We start from the raw sequence: 23,091 nt of genomic DNA, 5'->3' as shown, positions 1-23,091 counted from the left end.
CCGGCGCATTGGCAGGTTCGACCCAGTCGATCGGCTCCGGCATACGCACCAGCGCATGGCGCAAGACTTCACCAACCCGCGCGACCGGAACGATCTCCATACCGTTCTTTACGTTGTCCGGAATCTCCGCCAGATCCTTGGCGTTGTCTTCCGGGATCAGCACCTTCTTGATGCCGCCGCGCAGCGCTGCAAGCAGCTTTTCCTTGAGCCCGCCGATCGGCAGCACCCTGCCGCGCAGCGTGATCTCGCCGGTCATTGCCACATCGGCCCTGACCGGGATGCCGGTCAGCACCGAGACGATCGCCGTGGCCATAGCCACACCCGCCGACGGTCCGTCCTTGGGCGTTGCGCCCTCGGGCACGTGGACGTGGATGTCGCGCTTGTCGAACAGCGGCGGCTCGACGCCGAAATCGATAGCCCGCGAGCGGACGTAGGAGGCCGCCGCCGAGATCGATTCCTTCATCACGTCGCGCAGATTGCCGGTCACCGTCATGCGGCCTTTACCAGGCATCATGACGCCTTCGATCGTCAGCAATTCGCCGCCGACTTCCGTCCAGGCAAGCCCAGTGACGACGCCGACCTGATCGTCGGCCTCGACCTGACCGAAGCGGAAGCGCGGAACACCAAGGTAATCGGCGAGATTGCCCGCCGTGATGTCGACCGTCTTCTTCTTGGTCTTCAGGATCTCTGTCACCGCCTTGCGGCCGAGCTTCATCAGCTCGCGCTCCAGGCTCCTGACGCCCGCTTCACGGGTGTAGGTCTGGATGATGCCGCGGATCGCGTCCTCGCCGACGGAGAACTCCTTCGGCTGCAGCGCGTGATCGCGGATCACCTTGGGCATCAGGTGACGCTTGGCGATCTCGATCTTCTCGTCCTCGGTGTAGCCGGCGATACGGATGATCTCCATGCGGTCCATCAAGGGCGCAGGGATGTTAAGCGTGTTCGCCGTCGTCACGAACATCACACTCGACAGGTCGTATTCGACCTCGAGGTAGTGGTCCATGAACGTCGAGTTCTGCTCGGGATCGAGCACCTCAAGCAAGGCCGACGACGGGTCGCCGCGGAAATCCTGGCCCATCTTGTCGATCTCGTCGAGCAGGAAGAGCGGGTTGGACTTCTTCGCCTTCTTCATCGACTGGATGACCTTGCCGGGCATCGAGCCGATATAGGTGCGTCGGTGACCACGGATCTCGGCCTCGTCGCGAACGCCGCCCAGCGCCATACGGATAAACTCGCGGCCGGTCGCCTTGGCGATCGACTTGCCGAGCGAGGTCTTGCCGACGCCGGGAGGTCCGACGAGGCACAGGATCGGCCCCTTCAGCTTCTTCTGGCGGCTCTGCACGGCGAGATATTCGACGATACGGTCCTTGACCTTGTCGAGGCCGAAATGGTCGGTGTCGAGCACGTTCTGCGCGAAGGCCAGATCCTGCTTGACCTTGGAGTTCTTGCCCCACGGTATCGACAGGATCCAGTCGAGATAATTGCGCACGACAGTCGATTCAGCCGACATCGGCGACATCGTCCGCAACTTCTTCAGTTCGGCTTCCGCTTTTTCGCGGGCCTCCTTGGAGAGCTTGGTCTTCTTGATGCGCGCCTCGATCTCGGCGGCCTCGTCGCGGCCGTCCTCGCCCTCGCCGAGCTCCTTCTGGATCGCCTTCATCTGCTCGTTGAGGTAGTATTCGCGCTGGGTCTTCTCCATCTGGCGCTTGACGCGCGAACGGATGCGCTTCTCCACCTGCAGGACGGAGATTTCGGCTTCCATGAAACCCATCGCCTTTTCCAGCCGCTCCTTGACCGAAAGCGTGGCCAGCATCTCCTGCTTCTCGGGGATCTTGATGGCAAGATGCGAGGCAACCGTATCGGCGAGCTTGGAATAGTCGTCGATCTGGCTGGCGGCACCCACCACTTCGGGCGAGATCTTCTTGTTCAGCTTGACGTAGTTCTCGAAGTCGGTGACGACGGAACGGGCCAGCGCCTCGACCTCGACCTCTTCCTCATCCGGTTCGACCAGCGCCGTGGCGCGGGCCTCGTGGAAGTCGGGACGGTCGGTGAACGAAACGATTTTCGCGCGTGAAGCGCCTTCGACCAGCACCTTCACGGTGCCGTCCGGCAGCTTCAGCAATTGCAGCACATTGGCGAGCGTGCCGATGTCGAAGATGGCATCGGCCTCGGGATCGTCATCGGCGGCATTCATCTGGGTCGCAAGCAGGATCTGCTTTTCCTGACCCATCACCTCCTCCAGCGCCTTGATCGACTTTTCGCGCCCGACGAAGAGCGGAACGATCATGTGCGGGAACACCACGATGTCGCGCAGTGGGAGGACTGCGAAGACGCCGTCGCTGGGAGCCCTGGATATTTTGGCCATTGTCGAACCTTTCATGTCGCGACCGCCAATCGGCCAACCGCGAATCTCATATTAACGACCGAGGATCGTTCCGCCTACCACCGTTTGTAACGGGAGTTTTACAGCACAGAATTCGCCACCCCGGCGTTCCCCAGTTAGTTGGAGGCACGGGGGGCAAAGATCAAGGGTCAACACGAAACCGTTCATCCCATCTGTCACAATCCGTTCATCATAAGTCGGCCCGTCCGCAAAACAAAACGGCGCCTCACGGCGCCGTTTGAAGAATTCCACTGCAGGGCTCACGTCAGGCGCTGACGTTGCCCTTTTTTTCCTTCTGCTCGGAATAGATGTAGAGCGGCCTGGCGTTACCGGACACCACCTCTTCCGAAATAACCACTTCGCGCACGCCTTCCAGCGCCGGCAGCTCGAACATCGTGTCGAGCAGGATCGCTTCCATGATCGAGCGCAGGCCGCGCGCACCGGTCTTGCGCTCGATGGCGCGCTTGGCGATCGCCGACAGCGCATTCTCATGGAAGGTCAGATCGACATTCTCCATCTCGAACAGCCGCTGATACTGCTTGACCAGCGCGTTCTTCGGCTCGGTCAGGATCTGGATCAGCGCCGGCTCGTCGAGGTCCTCCAGCGTCGCCAGGACCGGCAGACGGCCAACGAACTCGGGAATGAGGCCGAACTTCAACAGATCCTCGGGCTCGACCAGGCGGAAAACATCGCCAGTGCGGCGGTCCTCAGGCGAAGCGACGGTGGCGCCGAAGCCGATCGAGGTCTTGCGGCCGCGATCCGAGATGATCTTGTCCAGCCCGGCGAAGGCGCCGCCGCAGATGAACAGGATGTTGGCGGTGTCGACCTGCAGAAATTCCTGCTGCGGATGTTTCCTGCCGCCCTGCGGCGGCACGGAGGCGACCGTGCCTTCCATGATCTTCAACAGCGCCTGCTGCACGCCTTCGCCCGACACGTCGCGGGTGATCGAAGGATTGTCCGACTTGCGCGAGATCTTGTCGATTTCATCGATGTAGACGATGCCGCGCTGGGCGCGCTCGACGTTGTAGTCGGCCGACTGCAAGAGCTTCAGGATGATGTTCTCGACATCCTCGCCGACATAGCCTGCCTCGGTCAGCGTCGTCGCATCGGCCATCGTGAACGGCACGTCGATGATGCGGGCCAGCGTCTGCGCAAGCAGCGTCTTGCCGCAACCGGTCGGGCCGATCAGCAAAATGTTGGACTTCGCCAGCTCGACGTCATTGTTCTTGCCGGCATGAGCGAGGCGCTTGTAGTGGTTGTGGACGGCCACCGACAGCACGCGCTTGGCGTAGGGCTGGCCGATGACGTAGTCGTCGAGAACCTTGAGGATCTCCTGCGGGGTCGGCACGCCCTCGCGTGACTTCACCATCGAGGTCTTGTTTTCCTCGCGGATGATGTCCATGCAGAGCTCGACGCATTCGTCGCAGATGAACACCGTCGGGCCGGCGATCAGCTTGCGCACTTCGTGCTGGCTTTTGCCGCAAAACGAGCAATAAAGCGTGTTCTTGGAATCACCGCTGTTGTTGCCGACCTTGCTCATTTTCATGTCCTTTCATAGCCGCCCGCCGATGGTCTGGTTGAAAGGGCGCATATCTCAATCTATCGCGGGAAATCGCCGCCGCCAGTATTCCGGCTCCCGCAACGCATTCCGTACGAAACACATATCAGAAAACGTCGCAATGATTCGCACCAACCCCGCACAAAGCTAAGCCGTCGAAAATCAACATAGGCTTAACGTAGGCAATTGCTCCCGTCGAGGGAACAGCCAATTGTGGCCGAAATGCCGCGAGCGGCATCAAAAGCGTGTTTTCCCACTATCCAACTGCCGCCGGGCTTATGTGGCGATACCTTCGAGCGGCTCACGCGACGAAATGACCTTGTCGATGAGGCCGAAATCCCTCGCCTCGTCGGCGGTCATGAAGTGGTCACGGTCGAGCGTCCTTTCAATCTCGTCGTAGCTCTTGCCGGTGTGCTTGACATAGACCTCGTTGAGACGACGCTTCAGCTTGATGATGTCCTGGGCGTGGCGCTCGATGTCGGAAGCCTGACCCTGGAAGCCACCGGAAGGCTGATGGACCATGATGCGGGCGTTCGGCGTGGCGAAGCGCATGCCCTTCTCGCCTGCGGTGAGAAGCAGCGAGCCCATCGAGGCGGCCTGGCCGATGCACAGCGTCGCCACCGCCGGCTTGATGAACTGCATGGTGTCGTAGATCGCCATGCCCGAGGTGACGACGCCGCCGGGCGAATTGATGTAGAGGTTGATTTCCTTCTTCGGATTCTCCGCTTCGAGGAACAGAAGCTGCGCGCAGACCAGCGTCGCCATGCCGTCCTCGACCGGACCGGTGATGAAAATGATGCGCTCTTTCAGGAGTCGCGAGAAAATGTCGTAGGCCCGCTCGCCGCGATTGGTCTGCTCGACCACCATCGGAACGAGGTTCATGTAGGTTTCGACGGGGTTCTTCATGGATTATCCCTTATTGAAAGATGGGATTCCGGCGCCGGGAGATTAGCAAATCGGGCAGAATCGGTTCTGGATCGTTGTCCTGTAAATAGGATGTCGGCTCACCCTAGCGCAAGGCCGCCCCTCCTAGCCATCCGGTTAAGTCGAATCAAAGTTTCTGCACAGGATTCGCCCGAGGCTGCGTCGGCGCTCTTGAAGCGGTGTGGCTGCGCTGCCGAGTAGCACTTTCTTAACCGCGTCGCTTAACGAAATATCTCGAAACCGCTTTCCCGCGATGCGGCTTCCCCTACAATTCAACGTTGAGCTTGCGCTGACGGTTCAAACAGGGGGAGTGCCATGATCAGGAAAACTGCTTCCTCGGCCATCGCCAGCCTCGCCGTTCTCGGCCTGGTGTCCGAAACGGCTGCCGGCGAACGCGCCGTCGAATGCTACGAGCAGGTCAACAGGCCGTCCGTCTACGAAACAGTCTACGAAAACGTGCTCGTCAGCCCAGCTGGCCAGCAGGTGGAGTATGTTCCGGCGATCTACGGGACCGGCGAGCGGGTGGTTCAGATCGCGCCCCAGCGTGTCAGCTATGAGATCGTGCCTGCCGTCACCCACACCATCTACCGCACGGTGAAGGTCGATGACGGCGGCTACTCCTGGGAATGGCGCGTCATCCGGGGCCGCAAGGTGCTGTGCAAGGTCAGGCACAAGGCGCGCTATGAACGCGTGGCCGAGACCGTGGTGGTGCAGCCGGAGCGCCAACGGCGCGTCGTCAGTCCCGCCGAGTATGAACGCGTGGCCGAAGAGGTTTTGGTGCAGCCGGAGCAGCGGCGGATCGTCATCATTCCCGCCTCCTACCAGACAGTGGCGCGCCGGGTGGTGGTCAGTCAAGGCTCGTCCGGCTGGCGGCGTGTGCATATTCCGAGGCACTGTCGGTATTAGATCAGACCGCCTCGGCCCGCAGCCACACCTTCAAGCCGGCGACGTCGCCATTGCCGACGGTCGCCGCGACGCGCCTGCCGACCGCCGCGCCGAACTTGTAGCCGTGGCCGGAGCAGGCCGAGACAACAAGGCATTTGCCGTTCTCATGCGCCAGGAACTTTTCGTCGGCGGTGAAGGTATAGGCGCAGGTGACGACCTCGGTGATCCTGTATTCTTCGACACGCGCGATCGGCGGCGAAAACAGGTTGCGGATCGCCTCGCCCTCGCCCGCCACCGGCTGGCGGTTCCAGTCGGCGTCGCTGGTCGGCACCCTGTGCAGGCCCGAGCCGAATTTCATGCCGGCGCCGCCGGAGGGCGGGATCACGTAACCGTCGACACCACCGCCGACAGCGAGGATGACCGGGGCTGTCTGCCATGCCGCTTTCAAATCCGCCGGTTGTTCGACATAGGCAAGCGCGGTGCGCCAGGTCTTCAGTTCGCCGTCCAGTTCAGGAAACAGTTTCAGCACCCAGGCGCCGGCGGCGATGACGATGCGATCGGCCTGCATCGTCTCGCCGCTTTCAAGCACGATGCGGCCGGCCTCGGCGTCGACTTCAACCACCTTGCTGTTCTCGTAGACATTGGCGCTGTTAGCCCGCAGCCATTTGGCGAGACCGGCGGCGATACTGCGGCAATGCAGCGCACCGCCATCCGGTGAAAAATACGCGTAGCGGAAAGAACCGGGCTCCAGGAACCGCCAGCGTCTAGCCGCGGCGTCCGGCTCGAACAGTTCGAACGGGTAGTTCCCGGCTTCCATGCCTTCGCGGTATTCCTCGGCTTCGTCTCCCGGCCCCCGCGAAATGCAGATGAAGCCGCGCCGGTCGAGATGGTTTTCGCCGAGATCGGTCCACATGTCGTCCCAGGCTTCATAGGCTTCGGTGATCAGCCTGCCATAGCCCGCCGCTGCGCCATAGGCGCGGCGGATGATGCGATGATGATCGCCCGAGGCAGCAAGCGGATTGGGAATCGATCCCTGCTCGACGATCGAGACCCGGTGCCCAGCCTTGGCCAGCGACCACGCCGTCGACAGCCCTGCAATGCCTGCGCCAACCACGATCACATTCATCAAGTCAGTCTTTCCGCAGCCGCTTCGGCTGGCTCAACGCGCTTTTGTGCATGTCATTGTCCCAAAACCGCTTCACACTTTTGGGCGACATGCATCGGATTGTCGGGCGCCAACATACGGTCTGGCGCCAAGCTGGCAAGCCTTGGAGCGCCGCGCGTCGATGGACGCGCAAGGGACGCTCCAACACTTTGAATCTGCGCATGATCCTTTCCGAAAACCGATTCCGGTTTTCGGGGTCATGCGCTAATGATCCAGAATGACCGATTTGGTACCACCAACTTACCTGGCCTTCGATTCAGCCACCCGCCATGTGCGGCTCGATCCGCACGAACCGGCTTTCTTCCAGAATCCCTATGAGGCCTATGCCTTTATGCACGGCCGATCGAATGTCTTCTTCTGGGAAGAGTTCGGCTTCTGGTGCTTTGGCGGCTTCGACGACGTCAACCGGCTGCTGCGCGATCGCCGCTTCGGCCGCCAGAACCCGGCTGGCATCCCTGACAACCGGGGCGTCGGCCAGGACCGCACGCATCTCAGCGCCTTCGACGGCATCGAGGCCAATTCGATGCTGGAGCTGGAACCACCCGTGCACACCAGGCTCAGAACGCTGGTCAACCGCGCCTTCGTCTCGCGTCAGGTCGAGCGGCTGCGGCCACGCGTCGAGGCGCTGGCCAACGAGCTGATCGACCGTTTCGAACCGGACCAGGTCGACCTGCTGCCGGCTTTCGCATCGCCTTTGCCGATCACCATCATTGCCGAAATGCTCGGCGTGCCGGTCGAGATGGGACCGCAACTGCTCGACTGGTCGCATCAGATGGTCGCCATGTACATGCATGGCCGCACGCGTGAGACGGAAGAAACGGCCAATCGCGCGGCGCGGGATTTTTCGGATTTCCTGCGCGGCTATGTTGCCGAGCGGCGCCAAAACCCCGGCGACGATCTATTGTCGCTGCTGATCGCGGCGCAGGACGATGGCCAAAAACTCTCCGAGGACGAACTGGTGTCCTCGGCTGTCCTGCTGCTCAATGCCGGCCACGAGGCGACCGTCCACCAGACCGGCAATGCGGTGCACGCGATCCTCGCGCAAGGCGACGACCCCCGCCGCTTCTTCACCTCGCCACAAACGACAGCCGCCACGGTCGAGGAATGCCTGCGCTTCGACGCGCCGCTGCACATGTTTACGCGTTATGCCTATGAAGAGATCGAGGTCGGTCCCGGTGTCATCGTGCGGCCGGGCGAGACCATCGGCCTGCTGCTCGGCATGGCCAATCACGACCCGGCGGCGTTTGCCGAACCCTTCGCCTTCAGGCCGGATCGCGCGGACCAGAAGAACGTCTCGTTCGGCGCCGGCATTCATTTCTGCATCGGCGCACCGCTCGCCCGGCTCGAATTGCAGGTATCGCTGGAAACCTTGTTCGACCGGCTACCGCGGCTCTATCTGGCCGAACAGCCGCGCTTCCGCGACACCTATCATTTCCATGGGATGGAATCGCTCGCCGTGCGCATTTGACGGTGATCAAAGCTTGATCACATACTCCTTGCGAGTCGTTTCAAGCACGTCCCAGCTGCCCTTAAAGCCCGGCCTGAGCACGAAACTGTCGCCGGCCCTGACGGTGCGCGCCTCGCCGCCCTCCTCAGCGATCACTGAAACGCCCGACAGGATGTGGCAGAACTCCCACTCGTCGTACTCGATGCGCCATTTGCCCGGGGTCGCCTCCCAGATGCCGGCATAGAGCCCGCCGTCGCGTTCCTCGACATTCCAGGTGCGAAATTTCGGATCGCCTGAAATCAGACGATCCGGCGCCGGCGCGCCAAGTTCCGGCTCGACGTTTTCGACATTGACGGAGAGAAATTTCGGCGCGGTCATGGAAGCTCCTTCCAAGCAGAATCAAACGTTGGCGAGAGCCTGTTCCAGATCGGCGACGATGTCGTTGACATCCTCGATGCCAATCGAGAGCCTGACCGTATCCGGCCCGGCGCCTGCCGCGACCTTCTGCTCGTCGGACAGCTGCCGATGCGTGGTCGATGCCGGATGGATGACCAGCGACTTGGTGTCGCCGACATTGGCAAGGTGCGAGAACAGTTCGAGCGCCTCTACGAATTTGATGCCTGCTGTATAGCCGCCCTTCAGGCCGAAGGTGAACACCGCACCCGCGCCAAGCGGCGAATACTTCTTCTGCAGCGCATTGTTGTTATCGCTGGGCAGGCCAGGATAGGACACCCAGGCGACCTTTGGGTGGTTGGACAGCCAGCCGGCGACGGTGACCGCATTGTCGCAGTGGCGCTGCATCCTGAGCGGCAGGGTTTCCAGCCCGGTCAGGATCAGGAAGGCATTGAAGGGCGAGATCGCCGGGCCCATGTCGCGCAGGCCGAGCACGCGCGCCGCAATGGCGAAAGCGAAATTGCCGAAGGTTTCGTGCAGGACGAGGCCGCCATATTCGGGGCGCGGCTCCGACAGCATCGGATATTTGCCGGATTTCGACCAGTCGAAGGTGCCGCCGTCGACAATGGCGCCGCCGATCGAATTGCCGTGGCCGCCGATGAACTTGGTCAGCGAATGCACGACGATGTCGGCGCCATGCTCGATCGGCCGCACCAGATAGGGCGAGGCCAGCGTGTTGTCGACGATCAGCGGCAGGCCGTGCTTGCGGGCGATATCGCCGATCTTCTCGATATCGACGAAGACACCGCCCGGATTGGCCAGGCTCTCGATGAAGATCGCCTTGGTCTTTTCGTCGATCTGGCTTTCGAAGGTCGAGATGTCGTTGGTGTCGGCCCAGCGCACCTGCCAGCCGAAATTCTTGAAGGCGTGGCCGAACTGGTTGATCGAGCCGCCGTAAAGCCTTGTCGCGGAGACGAAATTGTCGCCGGGCTGCATCAGATTATGGAAGACGAGCACCTGCGCGGCATGGCCCGACGCCACGGCCAGCCCCGCCGTGCCGCCTTCGAGTGCCGCGATACGCTCTTCCAGCACCGCCTGCGTCGGGTTCATGATGCGGGTGTAGATGTTGCCGAAGGCCTTTAGTCCGAACAGCGACGCGGCATGGTCGGCATCATCGAAGACAAAGGAGGTCGTCTGGTAGATCGGCGTGGCACGCGCGCCGGTCGCCGGATCGGGCTTGGCACCCGCATGGACGGCGAGCGTGTTGAAACCGGGCGTGCGGGTCATCGAATACCTCCCTTTTGAACCGTCTGAAAAACGCCGGGCATTCTTGGCGAAGCCCGGTCGCGAATGCAAAGGAGAAAATGCCCTTCGATGCACGTTCTGTGATCGAGGCACGAGAAAATGTTCCGATTGGCGGAATGACTTTCCGTCTACTTCTGGCGAACGCCGAAGCTCTGGAATCCCGGCCGCATCAGCGGCTTCTTCGACGACAGCACGCCGGAATTAACGCCGGTCCAGCCGATTTCGCCCGACAGCTTGCCATATTCGATCTTGGGGCAGCGGTTCATCACCACCTTGATGCCGGCGGCCTCTGCGCGCGCCGCCGCCTCGTCATGGCGCACGCCAAGCTGCATCCAGATGACTTTCGGCAACGGATCGAGCCGCAAGACCTCGTCGACGACGCCCGGCACTGCCGTGGAGCCGCGAAAAACGTCGACCATGTCGATCGGCTCGGGAACATCGGCGAGCCTGGCATAGGTCATCCGGCCAAGGATTTCCTTACCGGCCTGGCCGGGGTTGATCGGGAACACCGAAAACCCCTTGCCCAGCAGGTATTTCAGCACAAAGTAGCTCGGCCGCACATCATTGGCGGACGCGCCGACCATGGCGATGGTCTTCACCGAATTGAGGATGCCCGTGATATAGGCATTGTCGTAGGCGTCGTGGTTCATGCCTCGTCCTCATACAGAGCTTCGGCGAGAAAACCATCCGGATCATTGCAGAAACTGCGCATCATGCGGAAATGATCGGTATCGTGAAAATCGGTCGGATCGAGGCCGAACCGGCTGATGCGGAACAGCCGCGCGCCGGGACAGGCCATCAGCAGCGGCGAATGTGTCGCCATGATCACTTGCGCCGTACCTGACAGATCCATACGCCGCAGCATCCTGATCAGCTCGATCTGGCGCGTCGGCGACAAAGCGCTTTCGGGCTCGTCGAGGATGTAGATGCCTTGCCGGCGGCAGCGCTCCTCGAAGAAGCGGATGAAGCCCTCGCCATGCGACCAGGACAGGAAGTCGGGCGGCGCCGCACCAGAATCCAGCGCCGCTTGGTCGAGATAGCGCGCCACGGAGTAAAAAGATTCGGCGCGAAAGAACCAGCCGGCGGTCACCTTCGGCAGCCAGTGGCCGCGCAGCGTTGCGGCGAGCGCCGCGCCGCTCTTGTCGATGGCGCGGGAGTGGTCGATGGGCATATAGCCCTTGCCGCCGCCGGCTTCATCGTATCCGGCCAGCGCGCCGATCGCCTCGAGCAGCGTCGATTTGCCGGTGCCGTTCTCGCCGACGATGATGGTGATCGGCGTGGTGAATTCGAGTTCGAAATCGTGGCTACGGAAGATCGGCAGATTCCAGGGATATTTTTCCCAATCTGTGACACGGCTGGGCTCGATCAGGATGCGCTTGAGATAGGGCGCATTCAGCCGCGTCAGTTGCTTGCGAGGAGCCATGCGGCGGCGTCAGCCCGGCAGCGAGATGCTGCCGTCTTCCGCGATCGGAAAAGCCGGATTGTGCGCCACTTCCCAGACATGCCCTTCCGTGTCGGCGAAATAGCCATACCAGCCGCCCCAGAAGGCGCGGCCGGCCGGCTTGACGATACGACCGCCGGCCTTCTCGGCCATCGCAAGCACGTCATCGACTTCGGTGTCGGAGCGGGTGTTGTAGGCGAGGTAGACCGCCGACGGCGCCGTGCCGAAGGTGATGCCTGAATCCGCTTCGGCGCTTTCGCGCGGAAACAGGCCGAGAATGACGCCGCCCATTTGGAAGAAGGTGACGCCGTCAGTGATGCCGGCATGGCGGATCAGGCCCATCGCCTCGTAGAAGCGTGTGGCGCGGTCGAGATCGTCGACGGCGATGGTGACGATGGAGATGCGAGGCTCCATGTCTATTCCTCCGTGTCTATTCCTCGGTCCATTCCGGCTTGCGCTTGCCGATGAAGGCGCCGATGCCCTCTTCCGCGTCGCGCGCCAGCATGTTTTCGACCATGACGCGACCGGTAAAGGCATAGGCCTCGGCCAGCCCCATCTCGGCCTGCGCGTAGAAGGCTTCCTTGCCGGTCTTGACGACCAAAGACGATTTGGCAGCAATGGTTTGCGCGTATTTGGTGACAATCTGATTCAGATATTCGCGCGGCACCACGCGATTGACCAGGCCGAATTCCTTGGCCGTCGCCGCATCGATCGTCTCGCCGGTCAAAAGCATCTCCATCGCGTGCTTGCGCGACACGTTGCGCGACAGCGCCACCATCGGCGTCGAGCAGAACAGGCCGATATTGACGCCGGGCGTGCAGAAGGTCGCCTCATGCGAGGCGATCGCCAGATCGCAGCTCGCCACCAGTTGTGCCCCGGCCGCCGTGGCCAGACCATCGACCTCGGCGATCACCGGTCTGGGATGGCGCACGATCGCCTGCATCAGTGCCGCGCAAGCGGAAAACGTCTGCTCGAAGAATGCCTTGCCGCGATCGGCATCGCCACGATGCGCGGTCATCTCCTTTAGATCGTGTCCGGCGCAGAACACCTTTCCGGCCGCCGCCAGGATGATGACGCGGACGGATCTGTCGGCTTTCGCGCGGTCGAGTTCCGCCATCAGCGCAGCCATCACCGCCAGCGACAGCGCATTGGCCGGCGGATTGGCGAGCGTGAGGCGGAGCACGCCCCTGTCCAGCCTCGCGACGACAGGACCTTCGACAACAGCCGGCTTGATGGCGACGATTTCAGCCATTTCTCCAACCTCATCATCGGCCAGCGGCATCGGACTCGCGGGCCCGGAACAAAAGAACTAGCACGCTGCCGATTGAAGAACAGCCTTGAGACGTGTTTTCTCGGCGGCGCCGCCTCAGCCAAGCGCCCTCGCCTTGAGACCGCCGGCCCCTACGGCGACGTATACAGGAAACCGCCTATGCCCGCCCAGAACAATCTCAAGCCGATGCTGACTGCCGCGCAAGTCAATGCGCTGATGGAGACCGTTTATCCGCAGCTCAACGACCAGTTCACCTTCTACGAGGCGATCGACGTGTTTCCGGGCGGCTGCACGGTGCGCCTGAATGCCGACGAGCGGCATTTGCGCCCAGGCGGAACAGTGTCGGGCTCGTCGCTGTTCACACTGGCCGACATCGCCGGCTATGTCTGCGTGCTTTCGCATGCCGGGCCCGATGCGCTTTCGGTCACCACCAATCTCAACATCAATTTTGTCCGCAAGGCCGAGGCCGGGCCGATTGACGGCCGTTGCCGCATCCTGAAGCTGGGCAAGAGCCTGATGGTGTTCGATATCGACATCGTCGCCGGACCGGACGGACACACGGTAGCGCACGCCACAGGAACCTATTCCATCCCGCCGAAGAAGAGCTTTCAATTACAAGCCTGATTTGCAGGTCGTTCCAAACGACCCAACGGAACGAAACGTCCGACGACGCGTTCGCAGCACCAATCAGGCCCGTAAAAAAAATGCCCGAATTTCCCACCTATCTGGCATTCCTGGTCGCAGTGCTTGGCTATCAGCTGTCCGGCCCCGGCCCGGACATGCTTCTGGTGATCAGCCGCGGTATCGGACAGGGCCAGCGGGCAGCACTGGCAACGGCGACCGGCTGCGTTTCCGCAGGCGTGATCCAGATTCCGCTGCTGGCAATGGGACTTGCATCGCTGATCACGTCCTCGCCTATCGCGTATGGCCTGCTGCAACTGCTCGGAGCGGCGTACCTCATTGCAATCGGGACAAAGTTCTTGCTCGTGCGCAAGGAAGCGGAAACAGACAGCATCGTCACGGCCCAGGAGGGAGGCTTGGCGGGCGCCTTTCGGCAAGGCATGATCTGCAACCTGACCAATCCTACCGCACTTGTCTTCATGCTCGCAGTGCTGCCGCAGTTCGTCCATGCCTCCACAGGATCGTCGGCGATGCAATTTATCGTACTCGGGGCCACCATGAAGGCTACGGGTCTTCTGGTCCTGGGAGCTGCGGCCTTGGCCTCAGGTACGGTCGGCTGCTGGCTGGCACGCAATGCCGGTTTTCTGGTCTGGCAAAAACGCCTGGCCGGTGCGATCATGATCGCTGTCGGCATTAGACTGCTGCTGGCCGCAACTATTCCCGGGCGGCGCTAAACAAATTGATGAATTCGACTGGGTATAATAATACCACAAATTTAACCGTTTGATTTAAAAAGATAATCTTACTGAGATTGCCAGAAATGCAGCTTGACTGCCTAATTCGCCTCGCCTATAAGCCCTCACGGAACAGCGGCCCGTTAACGGCCGCCGTTTTGTTTTTGGCGGCGGGCAAGCGCTCGGCGCCAATCCAAGCAACAAGAAACGCCTTTCCTTGTCGTTCGTCGATGGGGAAGGTCCGAACCGAAAGCAACAATTCATGGCAACCTTTTCGCAGAAGCCTGCGGATGTGGTGAAGAAGTGGGTGCTGATCGACGCCGAGGGTCTCGTCGTCGGCCGTCTCGCCACTGTCATCGCCAATCATCTTCGCGGCAAACACAAGCCCACCTTCACCCCGCATGTCGACGACGGCGACAACGTCATCGTTATCAATGCCGACAAGGTGGTGTTCACCGGCAAGAAATTCACCGACAAGGTCTATTACTGGCACACCGGCCATCCCGGCGGCATCAAGGAGCGCACCGCGCGCCAGCTTCTCGAGGGCCGTTTTCCCGAGCGTGTCGTCGAGAAGGCCGTCGAACGCATGATCCCGCGTGGCCCGCTCGGCCGTCGCCAGATGAAGAATCTCCGCGTCTATGCAGGCACGGAACATCCGCATGTCGCCCAGCAGCCCGTCACGCTCGACGTGGCCAAGCTAAACGCCAAGAACAAGAAGGTTTCGTAAAATGGCTGAGCTTTCCTCGCTCGCAGAACTCGGAACTGCCACCGGCAACACCAACACGCAGCCGGCTGCACCCGTCCATGTCCAGAAGCTCGACAAGTCGGGCCGTGCCTATGCCACCGGCAAGCGCAAGAACGCTATCGCACGCGTCTGGGTGAAGCCCGGCTCCGGCAAGATCGTCGTCAACGACAAGGTGTTCGCCGAATATTTCGCGCGTCCGGTCCTGCAGATGATCCTCAACCAGCCGATCATCGCCGCCAACCGCGCCGGTCAGTATGATATAGTCGCCACTGTCATCGGCGGCGGGCTTTCCGGCCAGGCCGGTGCTGTGCGCCACGGCATCTCCAAGGCGCTGACCTACTACGAGCCGGCGCTGCGCGCCGTGCTCAAGAAGGGCGGCTTCCTGACCCGCGACAGTCGCGTCGTCGAGCGCAAGAAGTACGGCAAGGCGAAGGCCCGCCGCAGCTTCCAGTTCTCGAAGCGCTAAGCGCTCCGCAGCTTCAAACACTCGAAAGGCCGCCTCAGGGCGGCCTTTTCCTTTGGCGATTACTAACCTGTCCCAAATTCAAGACCGATCGGCCGGTGCCCTGATGAAGTCGATAAACGCCCGCAACGGCGCCGGCACGAGACGCCGGCCGGGATAATAGAGGAACGGCCCGGGGAAGCTCTGCCACCATTGCTCAAGGACCGGCTCAAGGGCGCCACTCTCGAAGCAAGGGCGAAGCCAATCCTCGAAGAGGCTGACAATGCCGATACCGGCGATGGCTGCATCGACGGCGAGATCGGCTGCTCCGCCCAGGGACACGAGAAGCGGCCCCGTCGGATCGACCCGCACCACCTCGCTGTCGCGCTCGAATTCCCACAGCGGCATCGCGCCGCTGGAGAAGCGGCCGCGCAGGCAGGCGTGGCCGATAAGGTCGCGCGGGTGTTGCGGCCGGCCATGGCGGTCAAGGTAGGCAGGACTGGCAGCAGTGGCGAAACGCTGCAGGCGCGGTCCGATCGGCACCGCGATCATGTCCTGTTCCAGCCGCTCGTCGTAACGGATCCCGGCATCGCAGCCGGCCGCCAGCACATCGACAAAGCTCTCCTCGGCGATCACCTCCAGCCGGATGCCGGGATAGGCAGCGAGGAAACGCGGAACAATGCCGGGCAGCACCAGCCGCGCCGCGCTGACCGGCACATTGAGGCGCAACGTACCTGCCGGCCGGTCGCGGAAGCCGTTCACAACGTCAAGTGCTGCCTCGACCTCAGTTAAGGCTGGGCCGAGCCGGGCCAGCAAGCTCGCACCCGCGTCGGTCAAGACGACGCTGCGGGTCGTCCTGTTGAGCAGCCTGACAGCGAGCTGCGTCTCGAGACGGCGCACCGCCTCGCTCAAGCCCGACGCACTGCCGCCGCTCGCGCGGGCGCCATCGCGAAAACCCTTGGCCCGCGCTACGGCCACGAAAGCGTTCAGATCTCCAAGATCGATCTTCATTGTTCGATATTTCGTACAGCCCGTGCGGAATGTACCCAATTATCGTGAGATCGGACAGCGCCTATCTCAGCCTCATCTTGAACGGAGATAAACCATGTCCAGCATTGACCTTTCCGGCACGTTCACTCTCGGCGACCGCACCGTGAAGCGGCTCGGCTACGGCGCCATGCAGCTCGCAGGACCCGGCGTCTTTGGTCCGCCTAGAGATCGCGACGCAGCCTTGGCCGTGCTGCGCGAAGCCGTTGCGCGCGGGGTGAACCACATCGACACCAGCGACTTTTATGGCCCGCACGTCACCAATCTGCTCATCCGTGAAGCGCTCGCGCCCTATTCCGATGATCTCACCATCGTCACCAAGATCGGTGCCCGTCGCGGCGCGGATGGCTCGTGGCTCCCGGCCTTCTCCCCCGAAGCGCTGACCCGGGCGGTGCACGACAATCTGAGCAATCTCGGGCTCGACATGCTGGACGTGGTCAATCTCAGGATCATGTTCGATACGCATGGCCCGGCCGAAGGCTCCATCGAGGCGCCGTTGACCGTCCTGGCCGACTTGCAGCGACAGGGCCTGGTGCGCCACATCGGATTAAGCAATGTCACGTCAGCGCAGATCGAAGAGGCGCGACGGATCGCCAAGATCGTCTGCGTGCAGAACCAATACAATCTGGCGCACAGGGGCGACGATGCCTTGATCGACAAACTCGCCAGCGACGGCATCGCCTATGTACCGTTCTTTCCGCTCGGCGGCTTCAACCCGCTGCAGTCGTCTACCCTATCCGGCGTCGCTCAGCGCCTCGGCGCCACACCGATGCAGGTCGCGCTCGCCTGGCTGCTCCGTCGCGCGCCCAATATCCTGCTGATTCCCGGCACCTCGTCCGTCGCGCATCTCAGGGAGAACCTGGCCGCAGCTGGACTCGATCTGCCGGAGGATGCCGTCAGCGAGCTGGACGGCGTGGCGATGGCCGCCTGACGGGCGGGCTGGCGACCATCCAAGAGAAGCAGCTCCCTTGCCTGCTCCTAGTTGATGCTTGCGGTGTTTGCCGGCTCCGCCGGCCGCGCCTCATCAGGATAAGGCACGCGGTAGCCGTTTGCCGCCAGCCAGTCGATCGCCGCTTTCGGCTCGTCGGTCTGGATGATGGTGGCGCCGCGCTCGGCCCAGAAGCCGTAGGTCTCGCGCGGTAGGCTGGCGAGCACCGCCAGTTCGTCGCCGCGACCGCCGGCAAGAAAGCCGCCCGGCTTGTTGACGATGGCGTAGGTGTTGGCCCAGATGTGCCAGTCGCCCCTTATCGCTGCCGCGCGCATGCGGGGGCTGAACAGCGGCCCACCGGTGTCGGTCAGCGCCTCTGACCCCGCGCGCCAGTTGATCATCTCGACCGCACGCGGCGAAAAGGCCCCGCTGATTTTCTCGGCGAAGCCGGCATCGCGAACCGCGTCGTCGGCAATGATCGGCATGAACTGGAATCCGCTGCCGATCGCGCCCATGGCGGCCTTGACAGCGGTGATCCTGGCCGGGTTCCACAGGTTCTCCTTGACGATCACCTGTTCGGCCATGCCCAGGTCGCGCGCAACCGCGATCATGCCGGCCAGGCTGTCGACGTCGAGCTTGTTGTCGATGTTGATGAGGATCCTGTCTTTGGTCGCCATCAGCATCTCGCGCAGTGTCGAAACCGGCTCATCGGTGACAGCGCCGGTGCCTTCGATCACCAGTCTGCAGGTTTTGAGTTCGGCCAGCGTGCGCTTGATCACCTCGCCCTTGCAATTCGTCGTGCGGTCGAGCCAGCTGTCATGCATGACGACGAACTGGCCGTCCTTCGAGCGCCTGACGTCGACCTCGACGATTTCGGCACCCAGCGCGATCGATGCCTCGACGGCGGCGATCGAGTTCTCCGCATAGAGCGTCTTGCGGGCCTGCATACTGCCGGCGCGGTGTGCCGCCACCATGACATGGTCGCGCCACTGGTTGGCGTGTTCGAAACGGTCGAGAATTTGTCTGGCGCGTGTTTCGCCTGCCGATGCCGTGCCTGTGAACAGCGCCAAGGCGGCGGAGAGCAGAAGGTTCAGCCAGGTCATTCGCATGAGAATCGCTCCGTACCGGATGGAGCCCCGGTTAAGCGACGCACGTGACAGCCTAGTGAACGAAGCCGGCTTCGCAAATGCCGGAAAGTCAGGTCAATGCCGGCCGAAGCGGCCGTTCTTCAATCTCGAAGCGACGGCAATTAGCTTGCCGACATCGACGCCTAAGGTCGGTGGTGCCGACCTGGCGTGCCCATATCTGTTCCGCTCCGCGCCCGACAGCATCCCTGATAAGGACGGCTGGCTACTTTCGGTTGTATTCATCCTTACCTACGCAATTTCCGGGCTTGCCATGCGGGCTCACCTGGCAAGCAAGAATTTGTGACCGGGCTCGAATGGCCATGGCCTCGGAAGGGGTCGCATTTCTGAGAATTATATCCAATAAGGTTGCGCCTCGACGCACAGGAGATCGCTTCATGCCGAACAGCAACATCGACCACGCCTTCACCACCCGGGCCAGGACGGGCGCCTCCTTCGAGCCGACTTATGCCGGCGCGCTGTCGTTCATGCGACGCAAATACACGAAGGACGTGAAGGGCGCGGACGCGGTGGTGTGGGGCATCCCCTTCGACGCCGCCGTCACCAACCGGCCGGGTGCGCGCTTCGGGCCGCAGGCGATTCGCCGCGCCTCGACCATCCTCGACAACGATCCGCAGTATCCGTTTTCGCGCGATCTGTTCGAACATCTCGCCGTGGTCGACTATGGCGATTGCCTGCTCGACAGCGGCAATCACCAGAAGACACCTGCTACAATCGAGCGCGAGGCGGCAAAGATCCTGAAATCCGGCGCCTTCCTGCTATCGCTCGGCGGCGACCATTTCGTCACCTGGCCGCTGCTCAAGGCGCATGCCGCCATCCACGGCCCGCTGGCCATGGTGCAGTTCGACGCCCACCAGGACACCTGGCCGGACGACGGCAAGCGCATCGATCACGGCTCCTTCGTCGGCCGTGCGGTCAAGGAGGGCATTATCGACCCCGACCGTTCGATCCAGATCGGCATCCGCACCCACGCGCCTGATACCTTCGGCATCAAGATCCTGTACGGCCACGAAGTCGAGGAAATGCGGCCGTCCGATATCGCCTATGCCATCGTCGACCGCACCGGCGGCAAGAAGGCCTACGTCACCTTCGATATCGATTGCCTGGACCCGGCCTTCGCGCCCGGCACCGGCACACCTGTCGCCGGCGGGCCGTCCTCGGCAAAAATCCTGTCGGTGCTGCGCCAGATCAATCAGGTCGATATCGTCGGCGCCGATGTCGTGGAGGTTGCGCCGGCCTATGATCACGCCGATATAACGGCAATTGCCGGGTCGACGGTGGCCATGCACTATCTCGGGCTCCTGGCGGAACGAAAGGCTCGACTCGAAGAGCTGAACAGCGGCAATCACACCGTCGCCGCATTGAATCAGGCAAGCGGCATATAACTTTGAGATAACAGGAATTCAGGCAGGCAATGAAACCGAAAATCTTCATCGACGGCGAGCACGGCACCACCGGTCTGCAGATCAGGGCGCTGCTTGCCGAACGCGGCGACCTGGAGATCATCTCCATTCCGACCGAGCGCCGCAAGGAACCGGCTGCTAGAGCCGAGTTCCTCAACGCCGCCGATGTCGCGATCCTGTGCCTGCCGGACGCAGCCGCAAAAGAAAGCGTCTCGCTGATCACCAACGACACCACTAAGGTGATCGACGCCTCGACTGCGCATCGCGTGGTCGACGGCTGGGAATATGGTTTCGCCGAAATGGACAAGGATCAGGCGCGCAAGATCGCTTCGGCGAAGCGCGTTGCCAATCCGGGCTGCTGGCCGCAAGGGCCGATCGCGACGCTCAGGCCGCTGGTGGCAGCCGGGCTGTTGCCGCCGGATTTTCCGGTCACCGTCAATGGCATTTCGGGCTATTCGGGCGGCGGCCGGCCGATGATCGAGGACTATGTCGCCAAGGGCGAGGATGCCTCGGAATTCCTGCCCTACGGGCTGACCCTGCAGCACAAGCATGTGCCGGAGCTCAGGACCTATGCGAAGCTGTCACATGATCCGATCATGCAGCCGGCGGTCGGCAATTTCGCGCAAGGCATGATTACGGTGGTGCCGCTGCAGCTCGGCGGCCTCGACCATGTGCCGACCGGCGCCGAACTTCATGCGGCGATTGCCGACCATTTCGCCACCATCGATGGCGGCGTGGTCGAGGTGGCGCCCTATGCGCAGCTTGAGCGCGTGCCGGAGATCGATCCCGAAATCTACAACGGCACCAACCGGATGAAGCTCTATGTCTTCGCCAACGACGACAGGGCCCAGGCGCTGCTGCTCGCCGTCTACGACAACCTCGGCAAGGGCGCCTCGGGTGCTGCCGTGCAGAACATGGATCTGATGCTCGGCGTCAAGCCCTGAATGGACGCTCCGGCTTTTCCAGAACGCTGGAAGGTCAGCGCGCCAGAACTGCTTGCCGAGACGTTCAGCAGCCGCATCTGGAAGGTTTTTCGTGCGGACGGCTCGCCGGCGATCGTCAAGGCCCTCAAACCCTTCGACGACATCGAAGACGAGTTGCGCGGCGAGCATTTCCTCGCCTGGCGGCGTGGCGAAGGCGCAGTGCAGTTGCTCGGCAGCGACGGCCACTGCATGCTGCTCGAATATGCCGGTGACAGGATGCTGTCGCAGGACCTTTCCGAACATGGCGACGCCGCCGCGACCGAGATTGCGGCCGAGGTGATGGCAAAGTTGTTTTCACCGTCGAGGCACCCTGCCCCACGAGATCTTCAGCCGCTGCGGGTACGGTTTTCCAGTCTGTTCAAGAAGGCGAAGATCGATCGCGACGCCGGCGAAAAAAGCCTCTACGTCGAAGCGGCTGCGACCGCGGAACGGCTGTTGGCCGATCCTGTCGACGTGCTGCCGCTGCATGGCGACCTGCATCACGACAATATCATGCAGGGAACGCGCGGCTGGCTGGCGATCGACCCGAAGGGCGTTCTCGGCGATCCCGGCTTCGATGCGGCGAACATGTTCTACAACCCGCTCGACCGCGACGACCTTTGCAGCGATCCCCGGCGGATTACCGACATGGCCGAGATCTTCGCTAGAACGCTGGGCCAGACACCGCCCGCCATCCTGGATCACGCCATCGCCTACGGCTGCCTGTCGGCGTCATGGCACCGTGAAGACGACAACGCGGTCGAGGAAGGCCGCGAGTTGTCCATTGCCGCGGCGATCAGGACGGTGCGGCTCAGCCTCTGACGGCGATCTGGTTGGGCAGCGGATAGGCTCCCTTGGTGCCGCGCCAATGCGCTGCGGCAAAACCCAGCAAGACAAGTGCGAATGCCTGATGCGTCAGCGCCATGTGCAGCGGCACATGCATCAGCAACGTGCCGATGCCGATCAAGGCCTGCACCAGCACCAGCAGAAACAGCACCGTCGCGCGGCGCGCATGCGTCGTGCCGGTTTGGCGGCGGTGCGTCGCGATCATGTGCCAAAGTGCTGCGACGAAGATCGCGTACGCGCCGAGCCGGTGGATGAACTGCACTGTCTTCGGGCTCTCGAAGAAGTTGCGCCATGCCGGCTCGAGGATCAACAGATCGCCGGGGATGAGCTTGCCGTCCATCAGCGGCCAGGTGTTGTAGGTCAGGCCGGCGTCGAGCCCGGCGACCAGCCCGCCGAGATAGATCTGGATCAGCGCCAGCAGCACGAGGAAGCCGGCCAGACGCTGCGTCGAACGGTCGGCGGCCGGTTCGGAGTGTGGGGCCAATCCACGCGCGACCACCATGGTCGCGGTGAAGATCAGCGCGGCCAGCGTCAGATGCGTTGCCAGCCGGTACTGGCTGACGGAGACCCGGTCGACCAGCCCGGACGCCACCATCCACCAGCCGATCGCGCCCTGCACGCCGCCGAGAAGAAGAATGCCGATCAGCTTCGGTCCAAGACCGCGTTCGATGCGGCGCGTCGCCCAGAAAAACACCAGCGGCACGGCGAAAACCAACCCGACGCCGCGCGCCAGGATGCGGTGCACCCATTCCCACCAGAAGATCGACTTGAACGCTTCGATGCTCATGCCCTGGTTGAGCTCGGCATATTGCGGGATCTGCTGGTAGCGCTGGAACTCCTCCTGCCATTCGGCGTCGTTGAGCGGCGGGATGATGCCGTGGATCGGCTGCCATTCGGTGATCGACAGGCCGGATTCGGTGAGCCTGGTGGCGCCGCCGACCAGCACCAGCACGACCAGCACCAAGAGCACGACGTAGAGCCAGCCGCGCACTAGCGCCCGGTTGCGCAGGTCGCGGTCGCGGGCCACGAAAGGCGCGGCAGCGGATATGGCAGCCATAGGCTTGTCCCGGCAGGTTGCAGTCGCGGATTGGTGAACCATCGCAATCCAACTGGCAAGACCGGACAGCGCGGCACGCCGTCGCGCCGCTTCTTGCGGGTTGCGTGCCTCTTCCGTTGGGCCTAAGCGATAAGGATCAACGGGATCGCGAAATGCCCATTCGCCTGAAGAAGCTGATCGGAACCTTCCTGCTGGTGGCGCTGGTCATCGTCTATGCGCTGGTCGCATCGATCGTGGCGGTTGCCCAACTGGCAGAATCGGGGCCGTGGGCGCATTTCCTGTTCTTCCTGCTCAGCGGCATGCTCTGGGTGCTGCCGGCTATGGGCATCATCAAATGGCTGATCCTGGAGCCCCCGCGGCCGAAGAATTGACGCTCGCTCGCCGCCGCTT

General features: G+C 62.4%; 25 protein-coding genes. 12 read left to right on the top strand and 13 right to left on the bottom strand.

Annotated elements, in window-relative coordinates; all coding sequences use genetic code 11:
- The 3 genes from lon to clpP form a co-directional block, all read right to left on the bottom strand.
- A partial coding sequence (lon, locus tag EOA78_RS28125; protein WP_127318187.1) for an endopeptidase La occupies positions 1-2,365 on the bottom strand: 2,365 nt, incomplete at its 3' end.
- Positions 2,366-2,648: 283 nt separating this feature from the next.
- Positions 2,649-3,923 carry an ATP-dependent Clp protease ATP-binding subunit ClpX gene (gene clpX / locus EOA78_RS28120; RefSeq protein WP_097575354.1) on the bottom strand — a complete coding sequence of 425 codons (1,275 nt, stop codon included), beginning with the start codon at positions 3,921-3,923 and terminating at the stop codon, positions 2,649-2,651.
- Positions 3,924-4,217: 294 nt separating this feature from the next.
- A complete protein-coding gene (gene clpP, locus EOA78_RS28115; protein WP_127318183.1) occupies positions 4,218-4,847 on the bottom strand; it encodes an ATP-dependent Clp endopeptidase proteolytic subunit ClpP in 630 nt (209 codons plus the stop codon).
- 333 nt (positions 4,848-5,180) lie between these two features.
- On the opposite strand from clpP, the gene EOA78_RS28110 reads away from it, so the two are divergent.
- The gene (locus EOA78_RS28110) at positions 5,181-5,771 is read left to right on the top strand and encodes a hypothetical protein (RefSeq protein WP_127318181.1); all 591 of its coding nucleotides are present in this window, start codon (positions 5,181-5,183) and stop codon (positions 5,769-5,771) included.
- A 1-nt stretch (position 5,772) separates the two neighbouring features.
- Here EOA78_RS28110 and EOA78_RS28105 read toward each other — a convergent pair whose 3' ends face one another.
- Positions 5,773-6,876: an FAD-dependent oxidoreductase gene (locus EOA78_RS28105; RefSeq protein ID WP_127318185.1), complete on the bottom strand. Its 1,104-nt coding sequence runs from the start codon at positions 6,874-6,876 to the stop codon at positions 5,773-5,775.
- A gap of 256 nt (positions 6,877-7,132) precedes the next feature.
- Between EOA78_RS28105 and EOA78_RS28095 the strand changes: the two genes are divergently transcribed.
- Positions 7,133-8,383, top strand: coding sequence for a cytochrome P450 (locus tag EOA78_RS28095; RefSeq protein WP_127318177.1), 1,251 nt, complete (start codon positions 7,133-7,135; stop codon positions 8,381-8,383).
- Between the two features lie 6 nt (positions 8,384-8,389).
- On the opposite strand, the gene EOA78_RS28090 is transcribed toward EOA78_RS28095, so the two are convergent.
- The 6 genes from EOA78_RS28090 to EOA78_RS28065 all read right to left on the bottom strand — a co-directional run bounded on the left by EOA78_RS28090 (position 8,390) and on the right by EOA78_RS28065 (position 12,753).
- Positions 8,390-8,740 (bottom strand): cupin domain-containing protein, encoded by a 351-nt coding sequence (locus EOA78_RS28090; RefSeq protein ID WP_127318175.1) that lies wholly within the window; start codon positions 8,738-8,740, stop codon positions 8,390-8,392.
- A 21-nt stretch (positions 8,741-8,761) separates the two neighbouring features.
- Positions 8,762-10,042, bottom strand: coding sequence for an O-acetylhomoserine aminocarboxypropyltransferase (locus EOA78_RS28085; protein WP_127318173.1), 1,281 nt, complete (start codon positions 10,040-10,042; stop codon positions 8,762-8,764).
- 146 nt (positions 10,043-10,188) lie between these two features.
- Entirely contained in the window at positions 10,189-10,710 is a 522-nt protein-coding gene (locus EOA78_RS28080; RefSeq protein ID WP_127318171.1) for a CoA-binding protein, read from the bottom strand.
- Entirely contained in the window at positions 10,707-11,483 is a 777-nt protein-coding gene (locus EOA78_RS28075) for an AAA family ATPase (protein WP_127318169.1), read from the bottom strand. The genes EOA78_RS28080 and EOA78_RS28075 overlap by 4 nt, the downstream gene beginning before the upstream one ends.
- A 9-nt stretch (positions 11,484-11,492) precedes the next feature.
- The gene (locus EOA78_RS28070) at positions 11,493-11,915 is read right to left on the bottom strand and encodes a VOC family protein (protein ID WP_127318167.1); all 423 of its coding nucleotides are present in this window, start codon (positions 11,913-11,915) and stop codon (positions 11,493-11,495) included.
- 16 nt (positions 11,916-11,931) lie between these two features.
- Positions 11,932-12,753, bottom strand: a complete 822-nt coding sequence (locus EOA78_RS28065) for an enoyl-CoA hydratase (RefSeq protein WP_127318165.1) — start codon at positions 12,751-12,753, stop codon at positions 11,932-11,934.
- Positions 12,754-12,930: 177 nt separating this feature from the next.
- Between EOA78_RS28065 and EOA78_RS28060 the strand changes: the two genes are divergently transcribed.
- The 4 genes from EOA78_RS28060 to rpsI all read left to right on the top strand — a co-directional run bounded on the left by EOA78_RS28060 (position 12,931) and on the right by rpsI (position 15,337).
- Positions 12,931-13,395: a PaaI family thioesterase gene (locus tag EOA78_RS28060; RefSeq protein WP_127318163.1), complete on the top strand. Its 465-nt coding sequence runs from the start codon at positions 12,931-12,933 to the stop codon at positions 13,393-13,395.
- A gap of 155 nt (positions 13,396-13,550) precedes the next feature.
- The gene (locus EOA78_RS28055; protein WP_245477777.1) at positions 13,551-14,126 is read left to right on the top strand and encodes a LysE family translocator; all 576 of its coding nucleotides are present in this window, start codon (positions 13,551-13,553) and stop codon (positions 14,124-14,126) included.
- Positions 14,127-14,388: 262 nt separating this feature from the next.
- A complete protein-coding gene (gene rplM, locus EOA78_RS28050; RefSeq protein WP_023798353.1) occupies positions 14,389-14,853 on the top strand; it encodes a 50S ribosomal protein L13 in 465 nt (154 codons plus the stop codon).
- Between the two features lies 1 nt (position 14,854).
- Entirely contained in the window at positions 14,855-15,337 is a 483-nt protein-coding gene (gene rpsI, locus EOA78_RS28045; RefSeq protein ID WP_023717316.1) for a 30S ribosomal protein S9, read from the top strand.
- Positions 15,338-15,415: 78 nt separating this feature from the next.
- On the opposite strand, the gene EOA78_RS28040 is transcribed toward rpsI, so the two are convergent.
- Positions 15,416-16,324 (bottom strand): LysR family transcriptional regulator, encoded by a 909-nt coding sequence (locus EOA78_RS28040; protein WP_127318159.1) that lies wholly within the window; start codon positions 16,322-16,324, stop codon positions 15,416-15,418.
- Between the two features lie 94 nt (positions 16,325-16,418).
- Between EOA78_RS28040 and EOA78_RS28035 the strand changes: the two genes are divergently transcribed.
- Positions 16,419-17,291, top strand: a complete 873-nt coding sequence (locus EOA78_RS28035; RefSeq protein WP_127318157.1) for an aldo/keto reductase family oxidoreductase — start codon at positions 16,419-16,421, stop codon at positions 17,289-17,291.
- A 47-nt stretch (positions 17,292-17,338) separates the two neighbouring features.
- Here the strand turns inward: EOA78_RS28035 and EOA78_RS28030 are convergent, their stop codons facing one another.
- Positions 17,339-18,397: a glycerophosphodiester phosphodiesterase family protein gene (locus EOA78_RS28030; protein WP_127318155.1), complete on the bottom strand. Its 1,059-nt coding sequence runs from the start codon at positions 18,395-18,397 to the stop codon at positions 17,339-17,341.
- Between the two features lie 55 nt (positions 18,398-18,452).
- On the opposite strand from EOA78_RS28030, the gene EOA78_RS28025 reads away from it, so the two are divergent.
- The 4 genes from EOA78_RS28025 to EOA78_RS28010 all read left to right on the top strand — a co-directional run bounded on the left by EOA78_RS28025 (position 18,453) and on the right by EOA78_RS28010 (position 21,620).
- Positions 18,453-18,719: a hypothetical protein gene (locus tag EOA78_RS28025; RefSeq protein ID WP_127318153.1), complete on the top strand. Its 267-nt coding sequence runs from the start codon at positions 18,453-18,455 to the stop codon at positions 18,717-18,719.
- A 91-nt stretch (positions 18,720-18,810) separates the two neighbouring features.
- Positions 18,811-19,818, top strand: coding sequence for an agmatinase (speB, locus tag EOA78_RS28020; protein WP_127318151.1), 1,008 nt, complete (start codon positions 18,811-18,813; stop codon positions 19,816-19,818).
- 29 nt (positions 19,819-19,847) lie between these two features.
- Positions 19,848-20,780 (top strand): N-acetyl-gamma-glutamyl-phosphate reductase, encoded by a 933-nt coding sequence (gene argC, locus EOA78_RS28015; protein WP_127318149.1) that lies wholly within the window; start codon positions 19,848-19,850, stop codon positions 20,778-20,780.
- Entirely contained in the window at positions 20,781-21,620 is an 840-nt protein-coding gene (locus EOA78_RS28010; protein WP_127318147.1) for an aminoglycoside phosphotransferase family protein, read from the top strand.
- Here the strand turns inward: EOA78_RS28010 and EOA78_RS28005 are convergent.
- Positions 21,610-22,701: a COX15/CtaA family protein gene (locus tag EOA78_RS28005; protein ID WP_127318145.1), complete on the bottom strand. Its 1,092-nt coding sequence runs from the start codon at positions 22,699-22,701 to the stop codon at positions 21,610-21,612. The two genes, EOA78_RS28010 and EOA78_RS28005, sit on opposite strands and share 11 nt — an antisense overlap.
- Positions 22,702-22,853: 152 nt before the next feature.
- Here EOA78_RS28005 and EOA78_RS28000 point away from each other — a divergent pair, with 152 nt between their 5' ends.
- The gene (locus EOA78_RS28000; protein ID WP_029353452.1) at positions 22,854-23,072 is read left to right on the top strand and encodes a DUF2842 domain-containing protein; all 219 of its coding nucleotides are present in this window, start codon (positions 22,854-22,856) and stop codon (positions 23,070-23,072) included.
- The last annotated feature ends 19 nt before the right edge of the window (positions 23,073-23,091 follow it).

The sequence above is a fragment of the Mesorhizobium sp. M5C.F.Cr.IN.023.01.1.1 genome (genome assembly GCF_003997585.1).
GTDB lineage: Bacteria > Pseudomonadota > Alphaproteobacteria > Rhizobiales > Rhizobiaceae > Mesorhizobium > Mesorhizobium wenxiniae.
The sequence above is the reverse complement of the archived record's forward strand: the minus strand, read 5'-3'. Positions and strand labels throughout refer to the sequence as shown.